General features: G+C 64.7%; 25 protein-coding genes. 6 read left to right on the forward strand and 19 right to left on the reverse strand.

Going from position 1 to position 25238, the window contains the following annotated elements:
• Positions 1–98: 98 nt before the first annotated feature.
• From WA237_RS07835 to WA237_RS07880, 10 genes are all read right to left on the reverse strand, one after another.
• Positions 99–545, reverse strand: a complete 447-nt coding sequence (locus tag WA237_RS07835; protein WP_009815177.1) for a DMT family transporter — start codon at positions 543–545, stop codon at positions 99–101.
• A gap of 5 nt (positions 546–550) precedes the next feature.
• Complete coding sequence (locus WA237_RS07840) at positions 551–1132, reverse strand: CvpA family protein (RefSeq protein WP_336097263.1); 582 nt, start codon at positions 1130–1132, stop codon at positions 551–553.
• Positions 1133–1157: 25 nt separating this feature from the next.
• Positions 1158–2522: a DNA repair protein RadA gene (radA, locus tag WA237_RS07845; protein WP_009815175.1), complete on the reverse strand. Its 1365-nt coding sequence runs from the start codon at positions 2520–2522 to the stop codon at positions 1158–1160.
• 115 nt (positions 2523–2637) lie between these two features.
• Entirely contained in the window at positions 2638–3411 is a 774-nt protein-coding gene (locus WA237_RS07850; protein WP_336097264.1) for a DNA repair protein, read from the reverse strand.
• Positions 3412–3497: 86 nt separating this feature from the next.
• Positions 3498–3932: a paraquat-inducible protein A gene (locus WA237_RS07855; protein ID WP_336097265.1), complete on the reverse strand. Its 435-nt coding sequence runs from the start codon at positions 3930–3932 to the stop codon at positions 3498–3500.
• Between the two features lie 207 nt (positions 3933–4139).
• Positions 4140–4886, reverse strand: coding sequence for an ABC transporter ATP-binding protein (locus tag WA237_RS07860; RefSeq protein ID WP_009815172.1), 747 nt, complete (start codon positions 4884–4886; stop codon positions 4140–4142).
• Positions 4883–5668 carry an MlaE family ABC transporter permease gene (locus WA237_RS07865; protein WP_009815171.1) on the reverse strand — a complete coding sequence of 262 codons (786 nt, stop codon included), beginning with the start codon at positions 5666–5668 and terminating at the stop codon, positions 4883–4885. Before WA237_RS07865 ends, WA237_RS07860 begins: the two co-directional genes overlap by 4 nt.
• Positions 5665–6702: an alanine racemase gene (gene alr, locus WA237_RS07870; RefSeq protein ID WP_336097266.1), complete on the reverse strand. Its 1038-nt coding sequence runs from the start codon at positions 6700–6702 to the stop codon at positions 5665–5667. The genes WA237_RS07865 and alr overlap by 4 nt, the downstream gene beginning before the upstream one ends.
• Positions 6703–6898: 196 nt before the next feature.
• Positions 6899–8386: a replicative DNA helicase gene (locus tag WA237_RS07875; RefSeq protein ID WP_040618610.1), complete on the reverse strand. Its 1488-nt coding sequence runs from the start codon at positions 8384–8386 to the stop codon at positions 6899–6901.
• Positions 8387–8582: 196 nt separating this feature from the next.
• Complete coding sequence (locus tag WA237_RS07880) at positions 8583–9263, reverse strand: orotate phosphoribosyltransferase (RefSeq protein ID WP_216017108.1); 681 nt, start codon at positions 9261–9263, stop codon at positions 8583–8585.
• A 443-nt stretch (positions 9264–9706) separates the two neighbouring features.
• Between WA237_RS07880 and WA237_RS07885 the strand changes: the two genes are divergently transcribed.
• Entirely contained in the window at positions 9707–11377 is a 1671-nt protein-coding gene (locus tag WA237_RS07885; RefSeq protein ID WP_336097267.1) for an alpha/beta fold hydrolase, read from the forward strand.
• Here the strand turns inward: WA237_RS07885 and pyrC are convergent.
• Both pyrC and WA237_RS07895 read right to left on the reverse strand, forming a co-directional pair.
• A complete protein-coding gene (gene pyrC / locus WA237_RS07890; protein ID WP_286906522.1) occupies positions 11370–12404 on the reverse strand; it encodes a dihydroorotase in 1035 nt (344 codons plus the stop codon). The two genes, WA237_RS07885 and pyrC, sit on opposite strands and share 8 nt — an antisense overlap.
• A gap of 60 nt (positions 12405–12464) precedes the next feature.
• Positions 12465–13442 (reverse strand): phosphoadenosine phosphosulfate reductase, encoded by a 978-nt coding sequence (locus WA237_RS07895; protein ID WP_336097268.1) that lies wholly within the window; start codon positions 13440–13442, stop codon positions 12465–12467.
• Positions 13443–13729: 287 nt separating this feature from the next.
• Between WA237_RS07895 and WA237_RS07900 the strand changes: the two genes are divergently transcribed.
• From WA237_RS07900 to WA237_RS07910, 3 genes are all read left to right on the forward strand, one after another.
• Positions 13730–15748: an OmpA family protein gene (locus WA237_RS07900; RefSeq protein ID WP_336097270.1), complete on the forward strand. Its 2019-nt coding sequence runs from the start codon at positions 13730–13732 to the stop codon at positions 15746–15748.
• 155 nt (positions 15749–15903) lie between these two features.
• Positions 15904–16512, forward strand: coding sequence for a Pr6Pr family membrane protein (locus WA237_RS07905; RefSeq protein ID WP_336097271.1), 609 nt, complete (start codon positions 15904–15906; stop codon positions 16510–16512).
• A gap of 53 nt (positions 16513–16565) precedes the next feature.
• A complete protein-coding gene (locus tag WA237_RS07910) occupies positions 16566–17543 on the forward strand; it encodes an XdhC family protein (protein WP_336097272.1) in 978 nt (325 codons plus the stop codon).
• A 62-nt stretch (positions 17544–17605) separates the two neighbouring features.
• Here WA237_RS07910 and infC read toward each other — a convergent pair whose 3' ends face one another.
• Positions 17606–18232, reverse strand: coding sequence for a translation initiation factor IF-3 (infC, locus tag WA237_RS07915; RefSeq protein ID WP_336097273.1), 627 nt, complete (start codon positions 18230–18232; stop codon positions 17606–17608).
• Positions 18233–18410: 178 nt separating this feature from the next.
• Here infC and WA237_RS07920 point away from each other — a divergent pair, with 178 nt between their 5' ends.
• Positions 18411–19124, forward strand: coding sequence for a translation initiation factor 3 (locus WA237_RS07920; RefSeq protein WP_336097274.1), 714 nt, complete (start codon positions 18411–18413; stop codon positions 19122–19124).
• Positions 19125–19215: 91 nt separating this feature from the next.
• Here the strand turns inward: WA237_RS07920 and WA237_RS07925 are convergent, their stop codons facing one another.
• The 6 genes from WA237_RS07925 to cysG form a co-directional block, all read right to left on the reverse strand.
• Positions 19216–20067 carry a ferredoxin--NADP reductase gene (locus WA237_RS07925; protein WP_336097275.1) on the reverse strand — a complete coding sequence of 284 codons (852 nt, stop codon included), beginning with the start codon at positions 20065–20067 and terminating at the stop codon, positions 19216–19218.
• 66 nt (positions 20068–20133) lie between these two features.
• Positions 20134–20538 (reverse strand): DUF934 domain-containing protein, encoded by a 405-nt coding sequence (locus tag WA237_RS07930; protein WP_336097277.1) that lies wholly within the window; start codon positions 20536–20538, stop codon positions 20134–20136.
• Entirely contained in the window at positions 20535–21275 is a 741-nt protein-coding gene (locus WA237_RS07935; protein ID WP_336097278.1) for a phosphoadenylyl-sulfate reductase, read from the reverse strand. The genes WA237_RS07930 and WA237_RS07935 overlap by 4 nt, the downstream gene beginning before the upstream one ends.
• The gene (locus tag WA237_RS07940) at positions 21262–22929 is read right to left on the reverse strand and encodes a nitrite/sulfite reductase (RefSeq protein ID WP_216017118.1); all 1668 of its coding nucleotides are present in this window, start codon (positions 22927–22929) and stop codon (positions 21262–21264) included. Before WA237_RS07940 ends, WA237_RS07935 begins: the two co-directional genes overlap by 14 nt.
• On the reverse strand, positions 22929–23231 hold the full coding sequence (locus tag WA237_RS07945; RefSeq protein ID WP_336097279.1) for a DUF2849 domain-containing protein: 303 nt from the start codon (positions 23229–23231) through the stop codon (positions 22929–22931). Before WA237_RS07945 ends, WA237_RS07940 begins: the two co-directional genes overlap by 1 nt.
• A gap of 1 nt (position 23232) precedes the next feature.
• Positions 23233–24627, reverse strand: a complete 1395-nt coding sequence (gene cysG / locus WA237_RS07950; RefSeq protein ID WP_336097281.1) for a siroheme synthase CysG — start codon at positions 24625–24627, stop codon at positions 23233–23235.
• A 146-nt stretch (positions 24628–24773) separates the two neighbouring features.
• Between cysG and WA237_RS07955 the strand changes: the two genes are divergently transcribed.
• Positions 24774–25235 (forward strand): Lrp/AsnC family transcriptional regulator, encoded by a 462-nt coding sequence (locus WA237_RS07955; protein WP_009815153.1) that lies wholly within the window; start codon positions 24774–24776, stop codon positions 25233–25235.
• Positions 25236–25238: the final 3 nt, after the last annotated feature.

Raw genomic sequence — 25238 nt, forward strand, 5'->3', positions numbered from 1 at the left:
ACGCGGGATCGCCCGTGCTGTCACGAAACTATCATAGAAAGTGGCGCTCTGTCAGGATCGTTCCTGGTGAGTGTGGTGAACACGCCCAGCATATGGCCCTAGAAGCGCGACAATACAACCCCTGCCAGGAGGCAGAGCGCAGCAAGGATGCGCGGCAGGGTAAAGGGGCGGGGCTCGAGCCCGAAGGCGCCGATGGCGTCAAGCACCCCGGCGGCGATGACCTGACCGAAGACGATCATGATGGTCATGGTGAGCACGCCGAGGATCGGCACCGTCCAGAGCGAGCCAAACACGAAGAGCGCCCCGAAGAAGCCGCCGATCAAGAGCCAGAGCGGCGCGTTGCCCACGCGGGCCAGTGCCGGGGCCTGACCGGTGAAGAGCGTCACCAGCAGGAGCGCGGTGAAGCCCACGCCAAAGGAGATGGTGGCGGCGGCCAGCGGGCTTGCGATCGCGCGGCCGAGGGCCGCGTTGATCGGGCTTTGCACGGTCACACCGAACCCGACCGCAATCATCAGTAGCGAGGCGATCAGGATCGGCTGTTGCATGGCGCTTACTCGGCCGGGGCGGGGGTGTCGGCGCCGCCGTCGCATTGACCGATGAGCTGCTCATATTGCTGGGTGACCCAGCCGAGCGCCTGTTCGGGGTTGCCGTCTTCGATCTTGCCGGTGAGCTTGGCAAAGACGCGGGCCGAGCGGCTGTCGTCGATCATCGCGACCTCTTGGCTCGAGGCGACGGTTTCGTAGACGAAATAGGCGATGGCCACGAGAAGGATGCCGCGCGCCACGCCAAAGAGGAAGCCCGCGCCCTGATCGAGACCACCCAGCGCCGAGCGCTGCACCAGCGAGGAAAACAGCGGCGTGATCAGCGAGGCGACGATGAGCGCCACGGCAAAGACGGCGGCAAAGGCGCCGATCATGCTCAGCTCGCAGCTGTCGGCGATGAATTCGCCCACGAAGGGCACCTGTTTGACCAGAGGTTCGACCTGTGGCGCGAAGATGAAGGCGAGGATGCCCGCCACGACCCAGCCGGCGATGGCCAGGGCCTCGCGCACGAAGCCACGGGAATAGGCGAGAAGTGCGGAGAGCACGATCACAAGCGCCACGATGCCGTCGATGATGGTAAAGCCTTCCATGCCCTGCCTCTGTTCTAGGATGCGCCTACCCGGCGCCGAAAATATCACCCACAAACCCGGTCAGATCAGAGACCCGTGTCAGGTTCATACCATTGCCCGAGCCGGATTTTCCGCCTGCGGGTAGAATTGCGGAGGAGAAACCAAGTTTTTGGGCTTCTTTCAACCTGTTTTCGCTCTGACCTACGGGTCTGAGCGCAGCAGACAGGCTGATTTCACCGAAAACAACCGTATCCGCGGGAAGCGCCGTGTCTTCGCGGGCCGAGAGTAGCGCTGCAGCAACAGCCAGATCGGCGGCTGGTTCCGAAATTTTCATGCCGCCCGCCACGTTGAGATAGACGTCGAGCCCGGTGAAGGGGATGCCGCAGCGGGCCTCGAGCACGGCGAGAATCATCGCCAGCCGCGCGCCGTCCCAGCCAACCACGGCGCGGCGCGGCTGGGAATGGGGGGAGGGGGCGACGAGAGCTTGCAGCTCGACCAGCACCGGGCGGGTGCCTTCGATGCCGGAGAAGACGACGCTGCCAGCGCTCGGCGTGCCGCGTTCCGACAGGAAGAGGGCGGAGGGGTTGAGCACCTCGGAGAGCCCGCCCCCGGTCATCTCGAAGACGCCGATTTCATCGGCCGGGCCAAAGCGGTTCTTGACGGCGCGCAGGATGCGGAACTGATGGCCGCGCTCGCCCTCGAAATAGAGCACGGTGTCGACCATATGTTCGACGACGCGGGGGCCGGCGATCTGGCCGTCCTTGGTGACATGGCCGACGAGGATGATCGAGACCCCGGCGCGTTTGGCAAAGCTGGTGAGCTCATGGGCGGCGGCGCGGACCTGGCTCACCGAGCCGGGGGCGGAGCCGACGCTGTCGGACCACATGGTCTGGATCGAGTCGATGATGACGAGGCGCGGGCGTTCGGCCTCGATCGTGGTCAGGATGTCGCGCAGATTGGTCTCGGCCGCGAGCTGTACCGGCGCGTCGGAGAGCCCGAGCCGTTCGGCGCGGAGCCGCACCTGGGCGCTGGCCTCTTCGCCGGAGACATAGATCGTCTTGAGCCCCTTGCGGGCAAAGGCGGCGGCGGCCTGCAAGAGCAGCGTCGATTTGCCAATGCCGGGATCGCCACCGACCAAAAGCGCCGAGGCCTCGACCAGCCCGCCGCCCAGCACGCGGTCAAGTTCGGCGAGGCCGGACATGGTGCGTTGCGGCGGCGCCTCTTCGGTGGTGAGATTGGTGAGGGGGACGCGTTTTCCCTTGGCGTTTCCGAGGCTTGCCTTGGCCGGGCCGGTGGAGATGCCGGCATCCTCGACGATGGAATTCCATTCGCCACAGGCGTCGCAACGGCCCGACCATTTCGAGTGAACCGCGCCGCAGGCATTGCAAGAGAAACTGGTGGTCTTGGCCATGTCTTCTCTTGCCCCAGCGGCGCGGCGGGGTAAAGGCTTTCTTGGCCCGGGCCCGCCGGATGCGGCAGGCCGGGTGATTTAGCGTAGGCGTCTCCCGTGCCGGGGCGCGGTGCCGTTACTCGGCGGCGGCGCGATGCGGCAGGCCGATGACGCGGCTGTGCGTCGGGCCGGGTTCCACATCGAGACCGTCGAGCTCGGGCAGGATCTCGCGCAGGTCGTCGCGCAGGCGGCGGAGCTGGCTTTCGGCCATGCTCTCCTCGAGCTCGACTTCCTGTGTCCAGCGGCGCAGTTCGGAGTTGATCTGCTTGGCCATGACGATGCGCTGTTCGAGCTCTTCGACCTCATCCTGCCGCTGGCGCAGAAACTCGCGCGCCCGCGCCACGTTGCGGTCGGAATAGGTCGAGGCCAGTTCCTGGCTCACCCGGCTCATCTGGGCCGCCACCTCGAGCACTTCGGGCTCGAGCGAGCCAAGCTCGGGATGGTCGCGCAGAAAGACCAGCCGTTCGCGCACCGCGTCGAACTCTGCCGACATGCGAAACGCGCCCTTGCGATCCTCTGCATGGACCCGTGCATAGGCCCGGGCCACATCTTCCATGCTCAGTTGAAACTGACGATGCGAGGTTTCGAGCCGCGCCACGCGGAAATGCGAGGGCAGGTAAAACAGCAGCATCACGGCAAAGACGGTGACCCCCGACTGCACCCAGATCCCGGCCTGCTCTATCGGCTGCGCCCCAAACGCAAGGGATAGATCGAGCCAGGGCAGGACGCCTGCGGCGCTCAGCCCGGTGATGAGGAGCAACCCAAGGGCCGTGGCCGCAAGGATCGTTCCGGAGACATATTGTGACAGGGTGAAGATCACCCCGGTGGTGGTTTTGGCATACTCGCCCATGGTCGCTTCCCCCTTCGACTTAAGCGTGTGGAGTAAGTGTAGTCCTGCTTTGCGATTATTCTAAGAAAAAAGGCGAAACCCGGGCATCACGAAACAGTTCGTTTCGCCGTCAGCAACCCGACCGCCAGCGAGGCGAGGATGCAGAAGGTGAATAAATACAGGCCCCAGGCGGTTTCGATCCGGCCCATGCCCAAGCCTTTGACAAGGGTGATATAGACCGCGATCAAGAACACATCCGCCATCGCCAATTTCCCCATGATCTGCAGATAGGGCAACAGTTTGCGGCGCATCAGGCCGAAATGGATGAGGGCCAGCCCGATGGTCTTGAGATAGGGCGCGACGAGGGCGAAGAAGGTCACCATCAGCGCCAGAAACACGTCCGTCGTCCACAGCGATTGCAGGCCCGAGATCACCGAAATCTCGCTCAGCCCGAAGATCGGCAGGAGGCTCGCGCGCATCAGGGGCGCGAACCACGAGAGGGGGAAGAGGAGCAAGAGGCTCAGGTTAGCGAAGCGGAGCATGAAGCCGGTTCCTCCGTTGTCACTATCCAAGCTATGCGGGGAGGGCGCGCCGATCAAGTGCTTGGATTGGGGGAAAAATCCGGGCTCGGCGTCACGTCGGTATCGCGGCGGTACTGGGGCGGTTTGGCGTCGGTCGTGTCTCAGGCCGCGATTTTGCCCCTTGGGGCGGGCGTGGCGCAGGCGGGTATTTGGGACCAGAAAGAGGGGTTAGCGGACCGCTTCGATGGGGCCGTCGGCGCGGCCCGAGATGAACTGATCCACGTAAGGATCGCCCGATTGGTCGAGATCGGCCACGGGGCCGGACCATTGGATCACCCCGTCATGCAGCATCGCCACATTATCGGCGATAGCGCGCACCGAGCTCATGTCATGGGTGATGGTCATGGCGGTGGCGCCCATCTCGACCACGATCTCGCGGATCAGGTCGTTGATGACGCCGGACATGATCGGATCGAGCCCGGTGGTGGGTTCGTCGAAGAAGATGATCTCGGGCTCGGCGGCGATGGCGCGGGCGAGGCTCACGCGTTTTTGCATGCCGCCCGAGAGCTCGGCGGGGAATTTATCGGCGACCTCGGGTTTGAGCCCGACGCGGCGCAGTTTCTCGATAGCGATGGCGCGGGCCTCGTCCTTGGGGCGTTTGAGCGCGCCGCGCAAGAGGCGGAAGGCGACGTTTTGCCAGACCGGGAGTGAGTCGAAAAGCGCGCCGCCCTGAAAGAGCATGCCGAAACGGGCGAGAAAGGCGTCGCGGTCGCCGCGGGTCACGTCCTGGCCGTCGAGGGTGATGCTGCCGCGATCCGGGGTCACGAGGCCGAGCACGCATTTCAGCGTGACCGATTTGCCGGTGCCCGAGCCGCCGATGATCACCATCGAGCTGCCGGTCGGGATCGACAGGTTGACGCCCCGGAGCACATCGATGGGGCCGAAGGATTTATGGACGTCGCGAAGCTCGATCATGCGGAGAAAAACAGCTCTGTCAGGAGGTAATTGGAGGCGAGGATCAGCACCGAGGCGGCAACCACGGCGGATTTGGTGGCGCGGCCGACGCCCTGGGCGCCGCGGCCGGAGTTCATGCCGAAATAGCAGCCCATGAGGGCCACGAGAAAGCCGAAGACCGCGCCTTTGATCAGGCCCGATGTCACGTCCCAGAGGGTCAGGAAGTCGAGCGTGTTGTGCAGATAGGTGGCGGCGCCGAAATCGAGCCGGCCGACGCCGACGAGAAAGCCGCCCATGATGCCGAGCACATCGCCGACGCCGACCAGCACCGGAACGGCGAGCGTGGCGGCGAGAACGCGCGGCAGGGTCAGGTATTTCATCGGGTTGGTCGAAAGTGTGGTGAGCGCGTCGATCTGTTCGGTGACTTTCATCGTGCCGATCTCGGCGGCGATCGAGCTTGCCACCCGAGCCGCGACCATGAGACCGCCGAGCACCGGGCCGAGTTCACGGGTGAGGCCGATGGCGACGATCGAGGGCACCACGGTTTCGGCGTTGAACCGCGCGCCGCCGGCATAGATCTGCAGCGCCAGCGCGCCGCCGGTGAAGAGCGCGGTCATGCCGACCACGGGCAGCGAGAGCCAGCCGATCTGGATCAGCGCCGCGCCAAATTCGCGCCCGTAGAAGGGCGGGCGGATCAGATGCGACACGGTGTTGCCGGCAAAGATCGTGACCCGGCCGATGGTGGCGAGAAAGCCCAGAACGGTGGCGCCGATGCTGGCGAGGAACTGTGCGATCATGCTCATGCGGTCAGGTAGCGCCGGGTGTAGCGCGCGCCCAGAGAGGTGAGGATTTCATAGCCGATGGTGCCCGCCGCATCGGCGAGCGTGTCGACGCCCTGATTGGGACCGAGGAGCTGCAGGCTCTTGGGGTCTTGGCCCAGGGCAGTCACGTCGACGCCAATGAGGTCCATCGAGATGCGGCCCGCGATGGGCAGCCGTTTACCATCGCACCAGAGCCCGGTTTTCGGCCCCATGGCGCGCAGGATGCCATCGGCGTAGCCGGCGCTGATGGTGGCGATGCGGGTCGGGCGCGAGGCGACGTAGGAATTGCCATAGCCCACGGTTTCGCCGGGGGCCACGTCGCGGCATTGGATCACCGGGATGTCGAGCGTCGCCACATGGCGCGCCTCGGCAAAAGGAGCGCCGCCATAGGTGCCGATGCCGGGCCGGCAGAGATCGAAATGATAGTCGCGCCCCAGGAGCACGCCGCCGGTGTTGGCGAGGCTGCGCGGCACGTCGAGCCCGTCGGTCATCTCGCGGAAGGTCCGGAGCTGCTGGGCGTTCATCGGGTGATCGGGCTCATCGGCGCAGGCGAGATGGCTCATGATCAGCACCGGGTTCTGGGCCAGCGCCACATCGCGCACGGCGGACCATTCCGAGGGCTCCATGCCGAGCCGGTTCATCCCGGTGTCGAGCTGCAGGCCAAAGGCATGGCCGGGCAGGGCCTCGACATGGCGGATCATCTGATCGAGCGAGTTGATCATCGGCGTCAATTCAAGATCGCCAATCATGTCGGCATCGCCCGGCATATGGCCGGAAAACACGCAGATATTGGGGCCGGGGCCGAGGGCCTGGCGGAGCGCCGCGCCTTCTTCGGCGACGGCCACGAAAAAGCTCCGGGCGCCGGCGCGGGCCAGGGCGCGCGCCAGTTTGTCAGCGCCGAGCCCATAGGCGTCGGCCTTTACCACAGCGGCGGTTTCGCAATCGGTTTTCGCATCAAGCGCGCGCCAATTGGCGACGGCGGCGTTCAAATCAATGGTCAGGGTCGCGGTACTCATGGCATCGGGTAGATGCCATCCCAGCCGGGCGCGTCAAGTGGAAAGCGCGGGCCGGGCGGGGAAATTCCCATGCGCCTGCGCAGAGGGGCCACAGAGGAGCCACGGAGCAGGCGGGAGAGCCTCTTCCCTGGGCCTCTTTCTGGTTGAAAATACCCAAATTCCCGAGGCTTGCCCAAGGCGGACAGGCCTGCGGCGATCAGAATTCGCCGTCGCCGCCCTGCTGCCAGGGTTTGACCAGATTGCCGAAGCGGGTGAACTGGCTTTCAAAGCTGAGCTCGACCGTGCCGATGGGGCCGTGACGCTGTTTGCCGATGATGACCTCGGCCTTGCCGTGGAGGCGCGACATGCGCTCTTGCCATTCGGCCATTTCGTCGAGCTTTTCCTCGGAGGGTTTTTCGCGTTCGACGTAATATTCCTCGCGGAAGACGAACATGACCACGTCGGCATCCTGTTCGATCGAGCCGGATTCGCGCAGGTCCGAGAGCTGTGGCCGTTTGTCGTCGCGGCTCTCGACGCCCCGCGACAGCTGCGAGAGCGCGATGACCGGGATGTTGAGTTCCTTGGCGATGGCCTTGAGACCCATGGAAATCTCGCCGATCTCCTGCACCCGGTTGTCGGAGGTGCCGCGCACCAGCTGCAGATAGTCGACGATCAGCAGGTCGAGCCCATGGGTCCGCTTGAGGCGGCGGGCGCGGGCGGCGAGCTGGGCGATGGGGATCGCGGCGGTGTCGTCGATGAAGAGCGGGCAGCTCTCGAGCTCTTTCGCGGCGTTGACGAAGCGGCGGAATTCCTCTTCGGTCATGTCGCCCTGGCGGATCTTGTGGCTCGAGATTTCCGAGGCTTCGGCGAGGATACGACCGGCGAGCTGTTCGGCGCTCATCTCGAGCGAGAAGAAGCCCACGACGCCGCCGTCGATGGCGCCTTCGGTGCCGTCGTGGCGCTTGCCGCGCTTGTAGGCCTTGGCGATGTTATAGGCGATGTTGGTGGCGAGCGAGGTCTTGCCCATCGAGGGGCGACCGGCGAGGATCAGCAGGTCGGACGGGTGCAGACCGCCGAGCTTCTTGTCCATATCCATGAGGCCGGTGGAGACGCCGGCGAGGCCGCCGTCGCGCTGATAGGCGGCGTTGGCCACGTTGACGGCATCGGTGACCGCCTTGAGAAAGCTCTGAAAGCCGCTTTCGGCCTGGCCCTGTTCGGAGAGTTTGTAGAGGCTCTGTTCGGCCTCGACGATCTGGTCCTTGGGTTCGCTTTTGACATCGGCGCGCATCGCCTTGCCGGCAATGTCATGGCCCAGCGTGATGAGCTCGCGCCGGATCGCCATGTCATAGATCATTTGGGCATAATCGCGCACGGCAAAGGAGGAGATCGCGGCGCCTGCGAGTTTCACCAGATAGGCCGGGCCGCCAAGCTCCTTGAGCCCTTCGTCATCTTCCAAAAACGCCTTGAGCGTCACCGGCGAGGCGAGGTTGTTGCGGGCGATGCGGGCGGCGGCGGTCTCGTAGATCCGCGCGTGGACCGGGTCGTAGAAATGCTGTGGGCCGATGATCGACGCAATCTTGTCGTAGACATCATTGTTGGTCAGAATCGCGCCCAGGAGCTGCTGCTCGGCCTCAATCGAATGGGGCATGGTGTCGGCGGCCTGAACTTCGGTGCCGGTGGCGTTGAAGGCTTCTACCTTGGTCATCCTGTCCTCATTGTCCCGCGTGCCGATCACATAAGCGGCGGGCCGGGTCTTGGGCAAATTGTATATCGCTGTGCAAAAGCTGTGGATAAACTGACCGCATCATATAGCGGTCAGGCGGTTTCGCACAGCGATATGTTGAGTGCGCCACGGGGGCGCGTGTCTTTAGGGTGACTTTTGAGGGAAATTTCCCCCTAAGTCAGTCGCCCTTGCGGGCCTCTTGCCAGGCGCGGGGATCGTTGAGAAAGCTTTCGACCCCGTCGAGCGTTTCGGCGTCAAAGACACCTTGGGCGCGGGCCTCGGCCAGCACATCCCACCAGGTGCAGAGATAATGCAGCGCGACGCCGTGATCGCCGAGGGTTTTCTCGGTCTCGGGGAAGATGCCGTAGTAGAAGATCACGGCGGTGTGGCCACAGCTCGCGCCGGTTTCGCGGATCGCGTCGACAAAAGAGAGCTTGGAGCCGCCATCGGTGGTCAGATCCTCGACCAACAGCACCCGTTCGCCTTCGGACATGGCGCCTTCGATCCGGGCGTTGCGACCGTAACCTTTGGGCTTTTTGCGCACATAGGTCATCGGCAGCGCCATGCGTTCGGCGACCAGCGCGGCAAAGGGGATGCCCGCGGTTTCGCCGCCTGCGACATTGTCGAACGCCTCAAAGCCCGCGTCGCGCATCACCGTCACGGTGAGGAAATCCATCAGCGTCGAGCGGATGCGCGGGAAGCTGATCAGCTTGCGGCAGTCGATATAGGTGGGCGAGGGCAGGCCGGAGGCGAGGGTAAAGGGCTCGGCCGCGTTGAAATGCACGGCGCCGATCTCGAGCAGCATACGGGCGGTCAGGCGGGCGATCTCTTCGCGGGGCGGATAGCTGGTGGGGATCATGTCGGGGTCCTTTTGGCAGGCGCAGGGGCTTTTCCGCCTCGAGAGGGGGTCTTGTCAAGCCGCGCGATGCCGGCGGCGCCGGGTCAGGCCGGGGCGCGGCCTGCGGGCCACGCCGCGGTGGCAGGGAACCGGAGGGGATCGGGAGAGGTTGGGGCGGAAATTAGCACGCAAATGGGCTGAACTGCGCCGCAAAGAGAGTGGCCGCCCCAGTCTCCTGAGGCGGCCTTCGCTCACGGCTTAGCGGCCGCTGATAAAATAAATTGAAGAAAAGCTACTGATTAAAAGGTTTTGGTAGTATTAATTTAGGTCTAGTCATGCCGGTCTGGCATGACCCATTTGGGCCAAAAACGTACCATTTGGTAAAAAAGTGCCAAGATTGTGTTTCTCCGGTCCATGCCAAGCAACGGGGTGAAGCGCGCATGCCGACATCCAACAGAGACAAAGTGATCGCAGCTATTTACGATTCGGTGATCCGACCGGAGCGCTATGCCGATTTCATGGATCTCTGGGGCGATCACATCTGCGAGGCGATGGAAACGGCGCCGGAGCCTTTGGACACGGCGGGCCAATCCGATGCGCTGGGCATTGATCCGGTGCTCACCGAACATTTCACCCGGGCCTTGATGATCCTTGACCAATTGGGACGGCAGACGCCGCGCCAGAGCCTGAAGGATGAGGTGGCGCAGTCGAATACCTGGATGCTGTTGCTCGGGCGGGGGAGCCGGGTTCTGGCGCAGAGCCGGGTGGCGCAGGATTGGCTTGGCGGGCAGCCGTTGCAAGAGCGGCTCGATCCGCATGGGGCGGAGCTGATGGAGGCGCTGCTCGGTCGGTTGGCGGATGTGCCGGGCGATGCCTCGCCTGTGGTGCTCGCGGTGGAGGGGGAGCTGCGGCATCTCTTGGCGCGGCTGGTGCCCTTGGAGGGGGCGACCGGGTCGGCCGTGTTGCTCGAATCGCTCGATTACCACTGGAGCCCGGCGGCGGAGCGGATGCTCGTCCAGAGCTTTGCGCTGAGCCGGGCGGAGCTGTCGGTGGTCGAGCATCTTCTGGCGGGGCATAACCTTGGCGCGATTGCCGAGATGACCGGCAAGTCGAAACATACGATCCGCAATCAGGCCAAGGCGGTGCTCGCCAAGACCGGCGCGCCGGGGCAGGCCGAGCTTATCCGGCTGGTGGTCTATATGATCAACCAATTGTCGCCGTCGCAGGCGCCGCCGGGGGCGTCGCTGGGCCTTGATGCGCAGATCCTTCGGATGGGCACCGGGCTCAACATGCAGGTGTTCAGCCTCGGGCCGCCGGATGGGATGCCGGTGTTGTTTTTGCACGGGATGCTCGAAGGGGTGGCGGTGTTGCGCCATCTCGAAGAGGTGCTGAGCCGGGCGGGTCTTCGGGTGGTGGCGCCGATCCGGCCCGGCTATGGCCAGTCGGAGCAATGCGACGAGACCCCGGTTCTCGAGAGTTTCATGGCGCATCTGGTCGAGCTCATCTCGCGGTTCGAGCTCGAGCGGCCGGTGATTCTCGGCCATCTGGCGGGTGGGTTTCATGGCCATATCCTGTGCCACCGCTTCCCTGACAAGGTGTCGGGGATGCTCGGCATCGGGTCGGTGGCGCCGATCAGGTCGCGGCGGCAACTGGTCGATATGGCGCCGCGGCAGAAGATCGTGGCCTTTACCGCGCGCTATCTGCCATCCTTCCTGCCGACGATCCTGCGCGCCGGTGTGGCGCAGATCGACAGTCAGGATGTGAAGAATTTCATGGGCGGGCTCTACCCCGAAGGGTCGCATGACCGCGAGGTGATTGCGCGGCTCGAGATCGCGCCGCTCATTCAGGCGGGCTATCGGCTCTCGGTGCATCAGGGGCATTTCGGGTTTCTCGGCGACGCGCCCTATATGGTGCGCGACTGGAGCGATATGCTCGATTGTGAGGCGCCGGCGCCGGTGGTCTATCTGATGGGGGCCAAGGATCACGTGAACCGGCCCGACGCGGTGCGGGCCGGGTTCGACGGGATCGACGGGATCGCGCTGCATGAGGTGCAATCGGCCGGGCAGCTCATGTTCTATGAGCATCCCCAGCTGGTGATTGCGGCGCTGCGCGAGCTTTACGAGGCGGCTAGCTGACCGACCAGTGCAGCGGCATTTGCGGATCGAAAAGCGTGACCGGGCCTTCGGGCGTGGCGATCTGGGCGGGGTAGTCCACCGGGGTGCCACGGGTCAGGGTGATCGTCTCGTCATTGGCGGGCAGGCCATAGAAGGCCGGGCCGTTCAAGGAGGTAAAACCTTCGAGCCGGTCGAGCGCGCCATCCTGTTCGAACACTTCGGCGAGGATCGACATGGTGTTGGTCGCGGTGAAACAGCCGGCACAGCCGCAGGGGCTCAGCTTGGCCGCGTCGAGATGCGGCGCGCTGTCGGTGCCGAGGAAGAAGCGCGCATCGCCCGAGGTGGCGGCGGCGCGCAGGGCGAGGCGGTGCTCTTCGCGTTTGGCGACCGGCAGGCAGTAGTAATGCGGCTTGATCCCGCCCACGAGGATGTGGTTGCGGTTGATCACCAGGTGATGGGTGGTGATGGTCGCGCCGAGATTGTCCTGTGACTTGGCATATTCGACCCCGTCGCGGGTGGTGATATGTTCCATCACGGTGCGCAGACCGGGGGTGGCGCGGCGGATCGGGTCGAGCACGCGGTCGATGAACACCGCCTCGCGGTCGAAAATGTCGATGTCCTCGTCGGTGACTTCGCCATGCAGGCAGAGCGGCAGGCCGATCTCGGCCATCTTGTCGAGCACGCCGCGCACCTTGTCGAAATTCGCAACCCCTGAGGCGGAGTTGGTGGTCGCACCTGCCGGGTAGAGCTTGACCGCCGTGACGAGACCGCTGGCGTGCGCTTTGGCCACGTCTTCGGCATCGGTGTCCTCGGTGAGGTAGAGCGTCATCAGCGGGGTGAAGTCCGCGCCTTCGGGCAGGGCTGCGAGGATGCGGTCGCGGTAGGCCGCGGCCTGAGCGCCGGTGACCACCGGGGGTACGAGGTTCGGCATGATGATCGCGCGGGCGAAATGCCGGGTGGTTTCGGGCAGGACAGCGCCGAGCATCGCGCCATCGCGCAGATGCAGGTGCCAGTCGTCGGGGCGGCGGAGGGTCAGGCTCTGTGTCATGGGGATCGATTACACAATCGCGCCGGGCTGCGCCAGAGGTGTCGATGCCTGAGCTTTAGATCAGTCTTGGATGTCGCTCGTCTCGGGGCTGTGCTGTGCGGCGGCGGCATCGGCAAGCCGGGCCTCGGCGGCCTCGCGGGCCTTGCGGAAGGGGCGGCCATTGCGCCGCTCGAGCACGAAATCGGCGAGCCGGATGGTCAACCGGTCGCGGTTCGCGCCGGTCAGCCGCTGCAAGAGCCCGAATTGATAGCCCGGATGTTCGCGGCGGTTCCGGAAGAGCCGGGCGAGATTGGTCACGGTGAGCTTGTCAGCGCTGAGCTGGGCAAGAATGCGGTAGAGAAGCTGCATCTGCATCAGCACGGTTTCGAGATCGGGTCCCATGTGGCGCATGCGGAACTTGGTCACATTGGAGCGGGTGAAGAGCGAGGCGTGCATCGCGTCGAGCTCGATCTCGGGATCGTAGAGCAGGAACACCTCCTGCGCCGCGTCGATCATATCGGGCGCATAGCCGTAGCGGTCGGTGAAGGAGGTGCGGCGCATGTGGCGATAGCGGTCGTCCCACTCGGCGACGCGCGGATCGAGCGTGGCCTGCGGCTGCACCAGCACCAGGCGCGCGCCGGGGGCGGCGACGGAAAAGGCGGCGGCGGCATAGCCACAGGGGCCGGCGCCGTAAAAGATCACCTGATCGAAATCCTCAAAAAAGCCATCGTCGATGAGCCGGTCGAAATAGCCATAGACGCGGGGGGCGCGAAACCAGGTATCGCCATCGCTCAGCAGGCACAGATGCGACCAGCCGAGCGCCTTGACCATATCCCAGCCCAGCGGCTGGCCATCCTCGGAGAGCCGCGCGATGCTGTCATGGGTTTCAAACGTGACGAGCAAGGTCTTGCCATCTTCGACGAAAATTGCGCTGTGACGGTCGTCGAGACGCTCTGCATAGCCATCTTCGTCTACCAGGTCTGACACTTTGGCCAGCCAGGCCTCACGCGACTCAAGACCCGACAGGGGCATGTCAAACGTGTTGGTGGCATTCTGCATCGCACTTTCCTCAATCACTGTTTACCGGTCTCAGCCGGCTACGTGAACCACAGGCGTAGGCGGCAATCCTGTCTAAAATGGGGAATTTCCATGAGATTTGAAAGGACAAGAGCGCGAAATTCGCAGGCCAAGCGGCGGATTGGGCCGGTTTTCGGGGGCCGTGGTCGGTTTGTGGCAGCAAAGAAACACTGGGGTTTCGGCGAAATATGGCACGGTGAGGAAACTTCTATCGCTCCGAGGCGTTGGGGGGTCGAGATAATCACACGCAGAATCTGAGAGGTTCAAAGATGAGCAAGAGAGTTCTCAAGTCCACCACGGCGCTCGTGATGAGTGCCACGCTGGCCATGCCCGCCCCGCTCTTCGCACAAGAGAGCGGCGTGCTGCCCGATCCCGACACGCTGCAGCCCTGTGTGACCGCAGAGGGCGCGCCTTGGCCGATCCTGCCGCCGCTGCAGGCGGGGGTCGAAATGACGCTCGATCCGGCGATTGGCGAGCTGGATGCAAGCCCTGTCGTCAAGCCGACCGGCGCGATGGGTCATTGCGTGATCGAAGGCGAGGCGGGGGCCAAGCTCGTCGTGGAAGGCTCGCAGACCCATGCGGGCGAGGTTTATGCCCGCAAGAGCGATGTCGAGGTCGCGCTGACCGAAGCGGGCGTGATCGTGCCGCTGGCCGATGTGGGCGCGACCGCCGGTGCGACGGCGGAGGCTGTGACATCGACGCCGCTGCCCGAGGCAGAGGTGACGCCTGAAGCGAGCGCCGATGCGAGCGCGGATGCGAGTGCCGATACGAGTGCAGAGGCCAGCGCCGATGCGCCGGCAGAGGCCACCGTTGGGGCCGCGGCTGAGGAGGCCGAGACCAAGCCCGAGGAAGAGCTGAGCGTCTCGGAGGATGTGGTGGCGCCTCTGGAAACCGAGACCACCACGGAGACCACGACGGGGACCATGGCCGAGACCGTGACTGAGGCTGAAGCCCAAGCAGCGGCCGAAGCCGAAGCCGAGGCGCGCACCGCGGCAGAAGCGGCGCAGACCGAAGCCGAGCTTGAGCAGGCGCTCAAGGCGGCCGAGGCGTCGGACCCGGCGGCCAGCGCGACGGCTGAGACGACTGGTGAGGCCACGGCTGAAACCACGGCTGAAACCACGGCTGAGACCACCGCCGAGAGCGATGCGACGGTCTCCGAAGGCAAAGAGGTCGAGCCCATCGTCGAGGGCGCCAAGACCATGATCGTGCCGCAAGAAGACAGCGAAAGCACCACCGCGGACGCCAACCAGGCGGTCGAGGCCGAAGCGGCCAGCAACCCCGATGCCCAAGGTGTCGAGGTCGAGACCGAGACCGTGACCGAGGACAACGCCCGGTCGAGCGACGAAGATTTCTCGACCGCCGCCAATGCCACCACGGTGACCGAAAGCGACAGCGGGCTCAGCAATTTCGAGAAATTCGCGCTGGGCGCTCTGGGGGCTGTGGCCGTGGGCACCATCCTCAACAATGGCAATAAGGTTCTGTCGAACTCGGGCGACCGGGTTGTTGTGGAACGCAGCGATGGTGAGATCGAAGTTCTCAAGGATGACAACGTGTTGCTGCGTCGTCCGGGGGCCGAAGTGACCACCGAACGGTTCAGCGATGGGTCGGTCCGCGAGACGGTGACCCGCGCCAATGGCGTCAAGGTGGTGACCATCAAGGCGTCGAACGGTCAGGTGCTGCGCCGGGTGCGTGTGATGCCCGATGGGCAACAGATCGTGCTCTTTGACGACACCGTGACGGTCGAGCCGGTCGAAGTGACCGAGCTGCCGCGCACCAGCACGCGGAGCATTCAGCTCTCTGAGCTGAGCGAGGAAGAGCTGCGCGCCGCGCTGGCCGAGAAAGAGCGCGACCAGCTGCACCGTCACTATACGCTGCAACAGGTGCGTGAGATCCGCGCCGTGCGCGATCTGGTGCCGGTGATCGAGCTTGAGGCGATCAACTTTGCCACCGATAGTGCCGCGATCACCGCCTCGGAGGCCGAAGAGCTGCGGGCGCTGGGCCTTGCGATGAGCGAGCTCATCGAGCGCAACCCGAATGAAGTGTTCCTCGTCGAGGGCCATACCGATGCGGTGGGCAGCGCGAGCTATAACCTCGCCCTGTCGGACCGTCGCGCCGAATCCGTGGCGCTGGCGCTGACCGAATATTTCGACGTGCCGCCAGAGAACATGGTGGTGCAGGGCTATGGCGAGGCGAACCTCAAGATCCGCACGCCGGGGCCCGAGCGTCAGAACCGCCGCGCCACCGTGCGCCGGATCACGCCGCTCTTGCAGGCCTCTGCCGCGCAATAAGCGCGCGATCGGTTGAGAAAAGATGACAGGGGGCAGGGCGCAAGCCTTGCCCCTTTGTCATGCGCGGGTGGTCGTCTGTCATTCCCAAGGGCCGCGGGACATTCTATGCTTGTTTCCAGAGGCATATCATTCACGCCAAAGGGGTAGGACAGGCCATGCACAGAGGGTTTGCGGCGCTGATTTGCGGCACGGCGGTGATGTCGCTCGGGGCGCAGTTTCTGGTCTCCGAGGCGCTCATGGGATCGCCCGGGCTCGGCGCGGTGCTGTGGCGGATGGCGGGGTATTTCACCGTGCTGACCAATACGCTGGTGGCGGTGACGTTTCTCTACGTGGTGGCGACGGGCCAGCGGGTCGGCCCGATCTGGGCCGGGGGGCTGACCCTGTGGATCGCTGCGGTGGGCATTGTCTACCACCTCGTGCTGGCCGGGCTGTGGCGGCCTGAGGGGCTCGCCTGGTGGGCCGATCAGGGGCTGCATACGGCGGTGCCGCTCTTGGTGGTGCTCTGGTGGGGAGGCCAAGCCGACAAGAGCGGAGTGCGGCGGCGCCATGCGGCGATCTGGCTCCTCTGGCCCGCGCTTTACTGCGCCTATGCGTGGATCCGGGGGGCGCTGAGCGGGTTTTATCCCTATCCGTTTCTCGATGTGGCGGCGCTCGGTCCCGGGGCGGTGGCGGTCAATGTCGTGGGGCTGCTGCTGGCCTTTGCCGGGGACGGGCTCATGCTCTTGGCGTTGGCACGGTGGCGGGCCGGGGTCCGGGTGCGGTAGCGGCCTGTGAGGCGCCTCTTGCAAGTGGCGCGGCGACGCGGCACATCTGGGCCATGGACAGGTTTGATGACATTCCCGAACAGGCGCTGGCCTGGTTCCGCGAGGGCCGCGGGGCGGCGCTCGCCACTGTGGTCGAGACATGGGGCAGCGCGCCGCGCCGGGTGGGCAGTCAGCTCGCCATTTCCGGGGCGGGCGAGATTGCCGGATCGGTCTCGGGCGGCTGTGTCGAGGGCGCGGTGGTGGCCGAGGCGCTCGACGCGATTGAGCGCGGCAGCTCGGCGACGCTGACCTTTGGGGTGAGCGATGACGATGCCTTCGCCGTGGGGCTTGGTTGCGGCGGCACGATCCGGGTGATGGTCGAGCCGCTGGGATCGGTGCTGAGCGAAGCGCTGATGGCCGAGTTGGTGGCGGCAAGGGCGGCGCAGGAGCCGGTGGCGGTGATTTCCGGCGGCGACCGCCCGGCAGAGATCACCCGCGAGGGGTTCGAGGCGCGGTTTCGGCAGGATCTGTCGGGGTTCGAGGCGGATGGGCGTTTTGTCACCATCCACAACCCGTCGCTGCGGCTCATCGTGGTGGGGGCTGTGCATATCGCGCAGGCGCTGGTGCCGATGGCGCGGATTGCGGGCTATGACGTGGTGATCGTCGACCCGCGCGAGAGCTTTGCCAGCGCGGCGCGGTTTCCCGGCGAGAGATTGGTCGATGACTGGCCCGACGAGGCGTTGGCGGCGCTCGGCATCGACGCGCGCACGGCGGTGGTGGTGCTCAGCCATGATCCGAAGATCGACGATCCGGCGCTGATGGCGGCGCTACGGTCAGAGGCCTATTACATCGGCGCTCTGGGCTCGACCCGGTCGCGGGACAAGCGCGCGGTGCGCTTGGGCTTGCTGGGGGCCAGCGCTGAGGAGATCGCGCGCATTCAAGGGCCGGTGGGGCTCGATATCGGGGCGGCGACACCGGCGGAGATTGCGGTCTCGACCCTGGCCGAGATGATCGCGGTCTTGCGCGGCAAGAGCAGCTGGCGGATCGCCTAAGGCCCGAAACGCAAACGGCGCCCCAAGCGGGACGCCGTTGCAATCCTGGAGGCGCTGGCCCGTTAGCGGGCGGCGGGCGCGATGATCATGATCATCTGACGGCCTTCCATCTTGGGCATGTTTTCCACTTTGCCCACGCCTTCGATATCGCCGGAGACCCGTTGCAGCAGCTGGCGGCCCAGATCCTGGTGCGCCATTTCGCGGCCCCGGAAACGCATGGTGATCTTCACCTTGTCGCCGTTCTCGAGGAATTTCATCACGCTGCGCATTTTGACTTCATAGTCATGCGTGTCGGTGTTGGGCCGGAATTTGATTTCCTTGACCTCGATCACCTTTTGCTTTTTGCGGGCTTCAGATTCCCGCTTTTGCTGTTCGTATTTGTATTTGCCGAAATCCATGATCTTACAGACCGGGGGATTGGCATTGGGGGAAATCTCGACCAGATCGAGACCGGCCTCTTCGGCCATCTCCATCGCCCGGGTCGGGGTTACGACCCCGACGTTTTCGCCGTCTGCGCCGATCAGGCGGATTTCGTCTGCACGGATGCGATCGTTGATCCGGGGACCAGTGTCCCGTGTCGGCGGCGCGTTGTGAGGTCTGCGGGCTATGGCTTTGTTCCTTGAATAATGGACGAATGTTCGAGGGTGCAAAATAGACCCGCGTTGCGGGTGTTTCAAGCGGCAAATCAAGGGTTTTTACGAATTTACACCGGAAAACCGGGCTTTGCGCACAAACTGTGGGAGAGCGCCGGTTTGCGCTGGGCGGGATGAGTTTCCCCCTTGTCGGGAGCCTCGGCATGGGTCATTTGAGGTCGGTAGTTTTCAGGCCGATCACGGTATGTCGGCCATTTTGCAAGGGACTAAGCAAATGAAAAATCTTCTTTGGATTGCGTTGGCCGGGGCCGTTCTCATCGGCGGCTATTTTCTCATCACAGGTAAATCGCCTCAGGAGCTCGTCGAGGACGGCAAATCCATGGGCGAAACCGCCATGGACGAAGCCAAGGAAGCGGTGGACGCGACGGCAGAAGCCGCAAGCGAAGCCGCCGATGCAGCCGGGGACGCTGTGAATGCGGCGGCGGAAACCGCCACCGAGATGGCCACCGAGGCCGCTGATGCCGTGGCCGAAGGGGCCGAGGCCGTGACCGAGGCCGCAGGCGATGCGGTTGAGGCAGCGGGTGACGCGGCCAATGCAGCGGCTGAGAGCACGGCCGAAGCGGTCGAGAACGCCACCGAGGCCACCGGCGATGCGGCGGCAGCGGCCACAGAGAGCGCGACCGAAACCGCGACAGAGACCGCGACGGAAGCCACTGAGGCCACTGAGGCCACCACCGAGGCCGCAGGCGACGCGGCCAGCAATGTGTCCGGCGCGGCGAGCGACGCGGGCGATGCGGCCGCCGAGACCGCCACGGATGCGGCCAATACTGCCACCGAGGCCACTTCGGACGCCACCAGCGACGCGACGATGCAGAAGATCGAAGACGCCGCCAAGGAAGCGATGGACAGTGCCGCCGACGCCGCCAAGGACGCGACCGATGCAGCGACCGACGCCGCCAAGGATGCGATGAAGAAAGTGACCGAATAAACCCGGTTTTCATAATCGAAAAAGGCCCGCGTGATGCGGGCCTTTTTTTATGGCTGTGCCTTGGCTGGGTGCCCCGGATGGGGGCCAGGCCTCAGTCGAGGAAGGCTTTTTCCACCACATAGGTCTGCGGATCGGAATTGGCGCCTTCCTTGAGCCCGAACTCTTCGAGCAGGTCCTTGAGCTCGAGGTTGAAGGCGAGGTTGCCGCAGATCATCGCGCGGTCATGTTCAGGCGCGATGGGATCGATGCCGAGATCCTCGAACACCTCGCCCTTGCGCAGCAGATCGGTGATCCGGCCCATCTTGGGGCTCTCTTCGCGGGTGGTGGTCGGGTAGTAGCGGATCTTGTCGGCAAAGCCTTCGCCGATCAGCTCGGCCAGCATGTCGTCCTTGCGGATGCTGTCGATCAGCGCCGCGCCGTATTTGAGCTCGTCCGCGCCACGGCAGGTGTGGGTGATGATCACCTCGTCATAGTCGTGGTAGGTCTGCGGTTCGCGCAAGAGCGAGGCGAAGGGCGCAAAGCCGGTGCCGGTGGCAAAGAACCACAGCCGCTTGCCGGGCAGGAGCGCGTCATGGACCAGCGTGCCCACGGGTTTCGGGCGCAGGATGATCTCGTCGCCGGGCTGGATGTGCTGCAGCTTGGAGGTCAGCGGGCCGTCCTGCACCTTGATCGAGTAGAACTCGAGCTCTTCATCCCAGGAGGGCGAGGCGATGGAATAGGCGCGCAGGAGCGGTTTTTGCTTGCCGGTTTCGGGATGCGGATCGCCCATCAGCCCGATCATCACGAACTCGCCCGAGCGAAAGCGCAGGCTTGCCGGGCGGGTCACGCGGAAGGAAAACAGCCGGTCCGTCCAATGGGTGACTTCGGTCACTTTCTGGGCGTCGGGCAGGGCGGGTTTGGCCTTGATAGGGCTGGCGTCGGTCACGTCGGCAATCTCGTTCATGCATGTCTGTGCCGGCGTCGCGCGCCGGCACCTCCTGATAGTCGGTTATGGGAAGAGGCGAAAGACCTAGCCGCGCAGGCGGGCCTGATAGTCATGGTTGCGCCAATCGGCCCGGAAGAGCCATTGATCCTCGGGCTGGCGGGCGGCGAGATCTTCGGAAATCTCCACCTCGTCAAAGCCCGCGCGGCGCGCCATGGCGTATTGATCGGCGATCACATGGCCGCGGGCGCGCAGCCGGCCGGTGTAGCCCATCAGGCGCAATTGCCGCGCGATGGTAAAGCCGCGGCCGTCGGCGAAGCTCGGAAAATCCACCCGGATCAGGGGGATATTGTCCAGGCGACCGGCCAGCTCGACCGGGTCGGTCGAGGAAGGAAGGTCGATGCCATAGCCCGCGCGCGCATCTTCGAGCGCGGTGATCGGGGCGGTCCAATCGTCGGGCTGAAAGCCCTGGTCTTGTACGAGAATGCTCATGCGTTTTCTCCGGTTCTGATCAATTTTCCATCCACGAAATGGATGCCACATTCGGTTTTGTCTTGGCCGCGCCAGCGTCCGGCGCGGGGGTCTGTGTCGCCATCGGTGACCGGGCTGGTGCAGGGCATACAGCCGATCGACGGGTAGCCGCGTGCCACAAGCGGATGTTTTGGCAAGCGATTTTCTTCCATATAGGTGCGCACGTCTTCGGGGCGCCAATGGGCCAGCGGGTTGACCTTCATCCGGCCGGTGCCCTCTTCGGTCTCGAAGAAATCGAGCGTGGCGCGGGCACCGCCCTGATAGCGTTTGCGCCCGGTGATCCAGCCGTCGAACCCGTCAAGCGCACGGGCCAGGGGTCGGGTCTTGCGCAGCGCACAGCAGGCGTCGGTATCGCGTCGGTGTAGCGACTGTTCCGGGTCGGTGGCCTGAACCTCGTTCGGGTCCGCGCAAATGATGCGCAGATCCTTGAGGCCGAGCCGCTCGCTCAGCTCCTGCTGGTAGACCAGCGTTTCGGCAAAGAGCAGCTCGGTGTCGAGAAAGATCACCGGGGTGGTCCGGTCGATCACCGACACCATGTGCAAGAGCACGACCGATTCCGCCCCGAAGCTCGACACCAGCGCCAGCTGACCCGCGGCGGGGTCAGTCAGCGCGTGGCGCAGCACGCTGGTGGCCGAGTTCAGCCGGTACCAGTCGTTGAGCCCGGAGACCCGTGTGCCAAGATCCTCATTCGGCTGCATAGGCCTGTGCCTCGTCATAGAGCGCCGCCTTGAACGGTGCCATGCCCAGCCGGCGATAGGCCGCGAGGAAGGTTTCCTCGGGGCTGTCGCGGTGCTGCAGATAGGCGGCGATCAGGCGTTCGATGGCGGGAATGATCTCATCATAGGCAAAGCCCGGTCCGGTGCGTTCGCCGAGCGAAGCATTTTCCGAGCCGTCACCGCCGAGGGTGATCTGATAGTTTTCCACGCCCGCGCGATCGAGGCCGAGAATGCCGATATGGCCCACATGGTGATGGCCGCAGGCGTTGATGCAGCCCGAGATCTTGATCTTGAGATCGCCGATCTCATGCTCGAGCTTGAGCTCGTCAAAGCGGGTGGCAATCTGTTGCGCCACGGGGATCGAGCGGGCGGTGGCCAGCGCGCAGTAATCCATGCCGGGGCAGGCGATGATATCGGAGATGAGACCGATATTGGCGGTGGCGAGCCCGTGTTTCTTGAGCGTGGCGTGGATCTCGGGCAGATCCGATTTATGGACATGCGGCAGGATCACGTTCTGCTCATGGCTGATGCGCAGCTCGTCATGGCCAAAGCGTTCGGCGAGATCGGCCATGACGCGCATCTGTTCGGCGGTGGCGTCGCCCGGCGTCTCGCCATGGGCCTTGAGGCTGATCTGCACGATGGCATAGCCCGGCGCGCGGTGCTCGGCGAGGTTGGTGTCGGCCCAGGCGCGGAAGATCGGATCGGTCTGATAGGCCGTGTCAAAGAGCGCGGTGGGCTTTTGCGAAAAGGCAGGCGCGGCAAAGGCCGATTTGATCTCCTCAAAAAGGTCGAGATCGAGCCCGCCAAAGCTCGGCCGGATGCGGGCATAGGCCGCGTCGACGCGGGCGCGGATGTCGTCGATGCCGTGTTCATGCACGGTGATCTTGATCCGGGCCTTGTATTTGTTGTCGCGACGCCCGAGCAGGTTCCAGACGCTGACCACCGCCTCGACATAGGGCAGCAGGTCTTCTTGGGCGACGAAATCATTGAGCACCTTGCCGATCATCGGGGTCCGGCCAAGGCCGCCGCCGACGAGGATGCGATAGCCGATCTGACCGTCGCGCTCGACCACCTGAATGCCGATGTCATGGGCGCGGATCACCGCGCGGTCATTTTCGGACCCGGTGACGGCGATCTTGAACTTGCGCGGCAGGAACTGAAACTCGGGGTGGTCGGTCGACCATTGGCGCAAGAGTTCGGCCACGGGACGCGGATCCGTCACCTCATCGGCGGCGGCCCCGGCGAAATGGTCGGCGGTCACGTTGCGGATCGTGTTGCCCGAGGTCTGGATCGCGTGCATTTCCACCTCGGCCAGCGCGTCGAGCATGTCGGGCACGTCGCGCAGCTCGGGCCAGTTGTACTGAATGTTCTGGCGGGTGGTGAAATGGCCATAGCCCTTGTCCCACTTTTCCGCGAGCAGCGCGAGCTGGCGCATCTGGCGCGAATTGAGCGTGCCATAGGGGATCGCCACGCGCAGCATATAGGCGTGGAGCTGCAGGTAGAGGCCATTCATCAGGCGCAGCGGCTTGAACTCGTCCTCGGTGAGCGAGCCGTCAATGCGGCGTTCGACCTGGGCGCGGAACTGGCGGTTGCGTTCGGCGACAAAGGCCGCGTCGAATTCATTGTAGCTGTACATCAGGCTTGCTCCGCTTGCTTGCCGTGGAAGTAGTTGGAGGGGCCGGTGCGCCGGAATTCCTCGCGGAAATGGGTGGGCTCGGGGCCGGTCTCGCCGGGTTTGGCATCGGCGAGATAGACGCCGACGACGGTGCCGGTCTGGGCCTCTGCGCCCAGAAGGCGCAGCTGGGCATGGGCCTCGTCGGTCAGCAGCTCGGCCTCGGAGATCTGGCGCGACCAGCGATCATCGGCGGTGAGATAGACCACATCGCCCTCGAGCAGGGCATTGGCGGTGATGATTTTCGGGGTAAAGGCGCGGGCCATGTCAGGCGAACTCCTGTTTCGTTTGGGTCAGCGCGGCCTGGGCCGCACGCGGCGCAAGGCCATAGAAGGTGAGGGCGGGGCCGGTGAGACCGGCGGCCGTGAGATCGGCGGGCAGCGCGTCGAGCGTCGTCGAGAGCACGCGCTGATCGGGGCGGGTGGCGTTTTCGATCACGGTGACCGGGGTGGCGCGGTCGGCGCCATGCATGATCAGCCGGCCCTGGATAAAGCGGGCGGATTTCTTGCCCATGTAGATCGCCGCCACTTCGCCGGGCCGGGCCAGCGCCGCCCAGTCGTGATCGGCAAAGCCGCGGGTGTCATGGCCGGTGAGAAAGCGGACCGAGCTGTTGCGGCCACGGCTGGTGAGGCTCTGACCGATGGCGGCGACAGAGGCCGAGGCGGCGGTGATGCCGGGCACCACGTGATAGGTGATGCCGGCCTCGGTCACGGCGTCGATCTCTTCGTCGAGACGGCCGAACACGGTGGGATCGCCACCCTTGAGCCGCACCACCTGGGCGCCTGTTTCGGCATGGGCGACGATGAGGCGGTTGATCTCGTCCTGGGTCATCGAGGGGCCAAAGCCCTCTTTGCCCGCGTCGACGAGCACCGCCTCGCGGCGGGCCAGTTCGAGGATCTCGGATGTCACCAGGCGGTCATGGATCACCACATCGGCCTCGTCGAGGGCGCGGCGGGCCTTGAGCGTCAGCAGCTCGGGATCGCCCGGGCCAGCGCCGACAAAGGCCACGTGACCGGCGCGGTCTTCGCGGGTCTTGTAGTCGTCGAGCAGGGTGGCGAGGGTGCGGCGCACCGCGTCCGGACCGCCCTGTTCGAGGGCGCGGGGGCCCTGGCGGAAGTAATAATCGGCCCAATAGTCGCGGCGGCGGCGGCCCATGGGCAGCACGTCGACGGCATGGCGGAAGGCCTTGCCGATGCGGGCCAGAAGGCCGAGATGGGCGGGCAGCCGCGCCTCGAGATCGGCCTTGATGGCGCGGGCGAGGACCGGGGCGGCGCCTTCGGTGCCGATGGCCACGGTGACCGGATCGCGGTCGACGATGGCGGGGGTGATGAACTGGCTGTCGCTCAGATTGTCGACGATATTGACCAGCGCGCCCTCGGCGGTGGCAAGGGCGGCGGTGCGGGCGTCTTCGGTGGCGTCCTCATCTGCGGCATAGAAGAGCGTGGCGCCCTCGCAGTCGCCTGCGGCCAATGTGCGCCGGTGCAGGGTCAGCCGGGCCTCATCGGCCCAGGTCACGATCTCGGGCGCGGGGGTCTTGGCATAGACATGGATGGCGGCCTCGGTCTTGAGCAGGAGCCGCAGTTTCGCAAGGGCCGCATCGCCACCGCCCGAGAGCACGACGCGGCGGCCTTCGAGGGCTACGAAAATGGGAAAGTGTTTCATGGGGCGGGGCCTCGGCTTGCGGTTGACTTGCCCTGATATATAGAATTTATTCCCGCCAACGCGCTAGATGGGCGGGCGAATAAGGACATATGTTCCAGATCAGCCGCCGGTTAGGCCGCCCGTTCCAAGGAAAGAGGAAAGCTGGAATGTCCGTTCGTATCGATGATCTTGACCGAAAAATCCTTTTGCAACTGCAGCAGGATGGCGGTCAGTCGCTCGATGATATCGCCAAATCCGTGGGCAGTTCGAAGACCCCGGTGTGGAACCGGATTCGCAAGCTGCGCGAGGCCGGGGTGATCCGTCAGCAGACCTATCTTCTCGACCCCGAGGCGCTGGGCTTTGAGGCCTGTTTTTTCGTGCTTATCCGCACATCCGAACATGACGCGGCCTGGCAGAAGGCGTTTCTCAAGGCGCTGCGCGATCGGCCCGAGGTGCAGGAGGCGCATCGGCTGGCGGGGGATATCGATTACATCCTCAAGGTCCGGGTGCAGAATGCGCGGGCCTATGACACGTTCTATCAGGCGCTGATTTCAGAGGTGAAGGTGCATAACGTCACCGCCCTTCTGTCGATGGAAGAGATCAAATCGACCACCGAACTGCCGCTCTGACGA

It is taken from the genome of Roseovarius sp. CH_XMU1461, from assembly GCF_037027165.1.
GTDB classification, from domain to species: domain Bacteria; phylum Pseudomonadota; class Alphaproteobacteria; order Rhodobacterales; family Rhodobacteraceae; genus Roseovarius; species Roseovarius nubinhibens.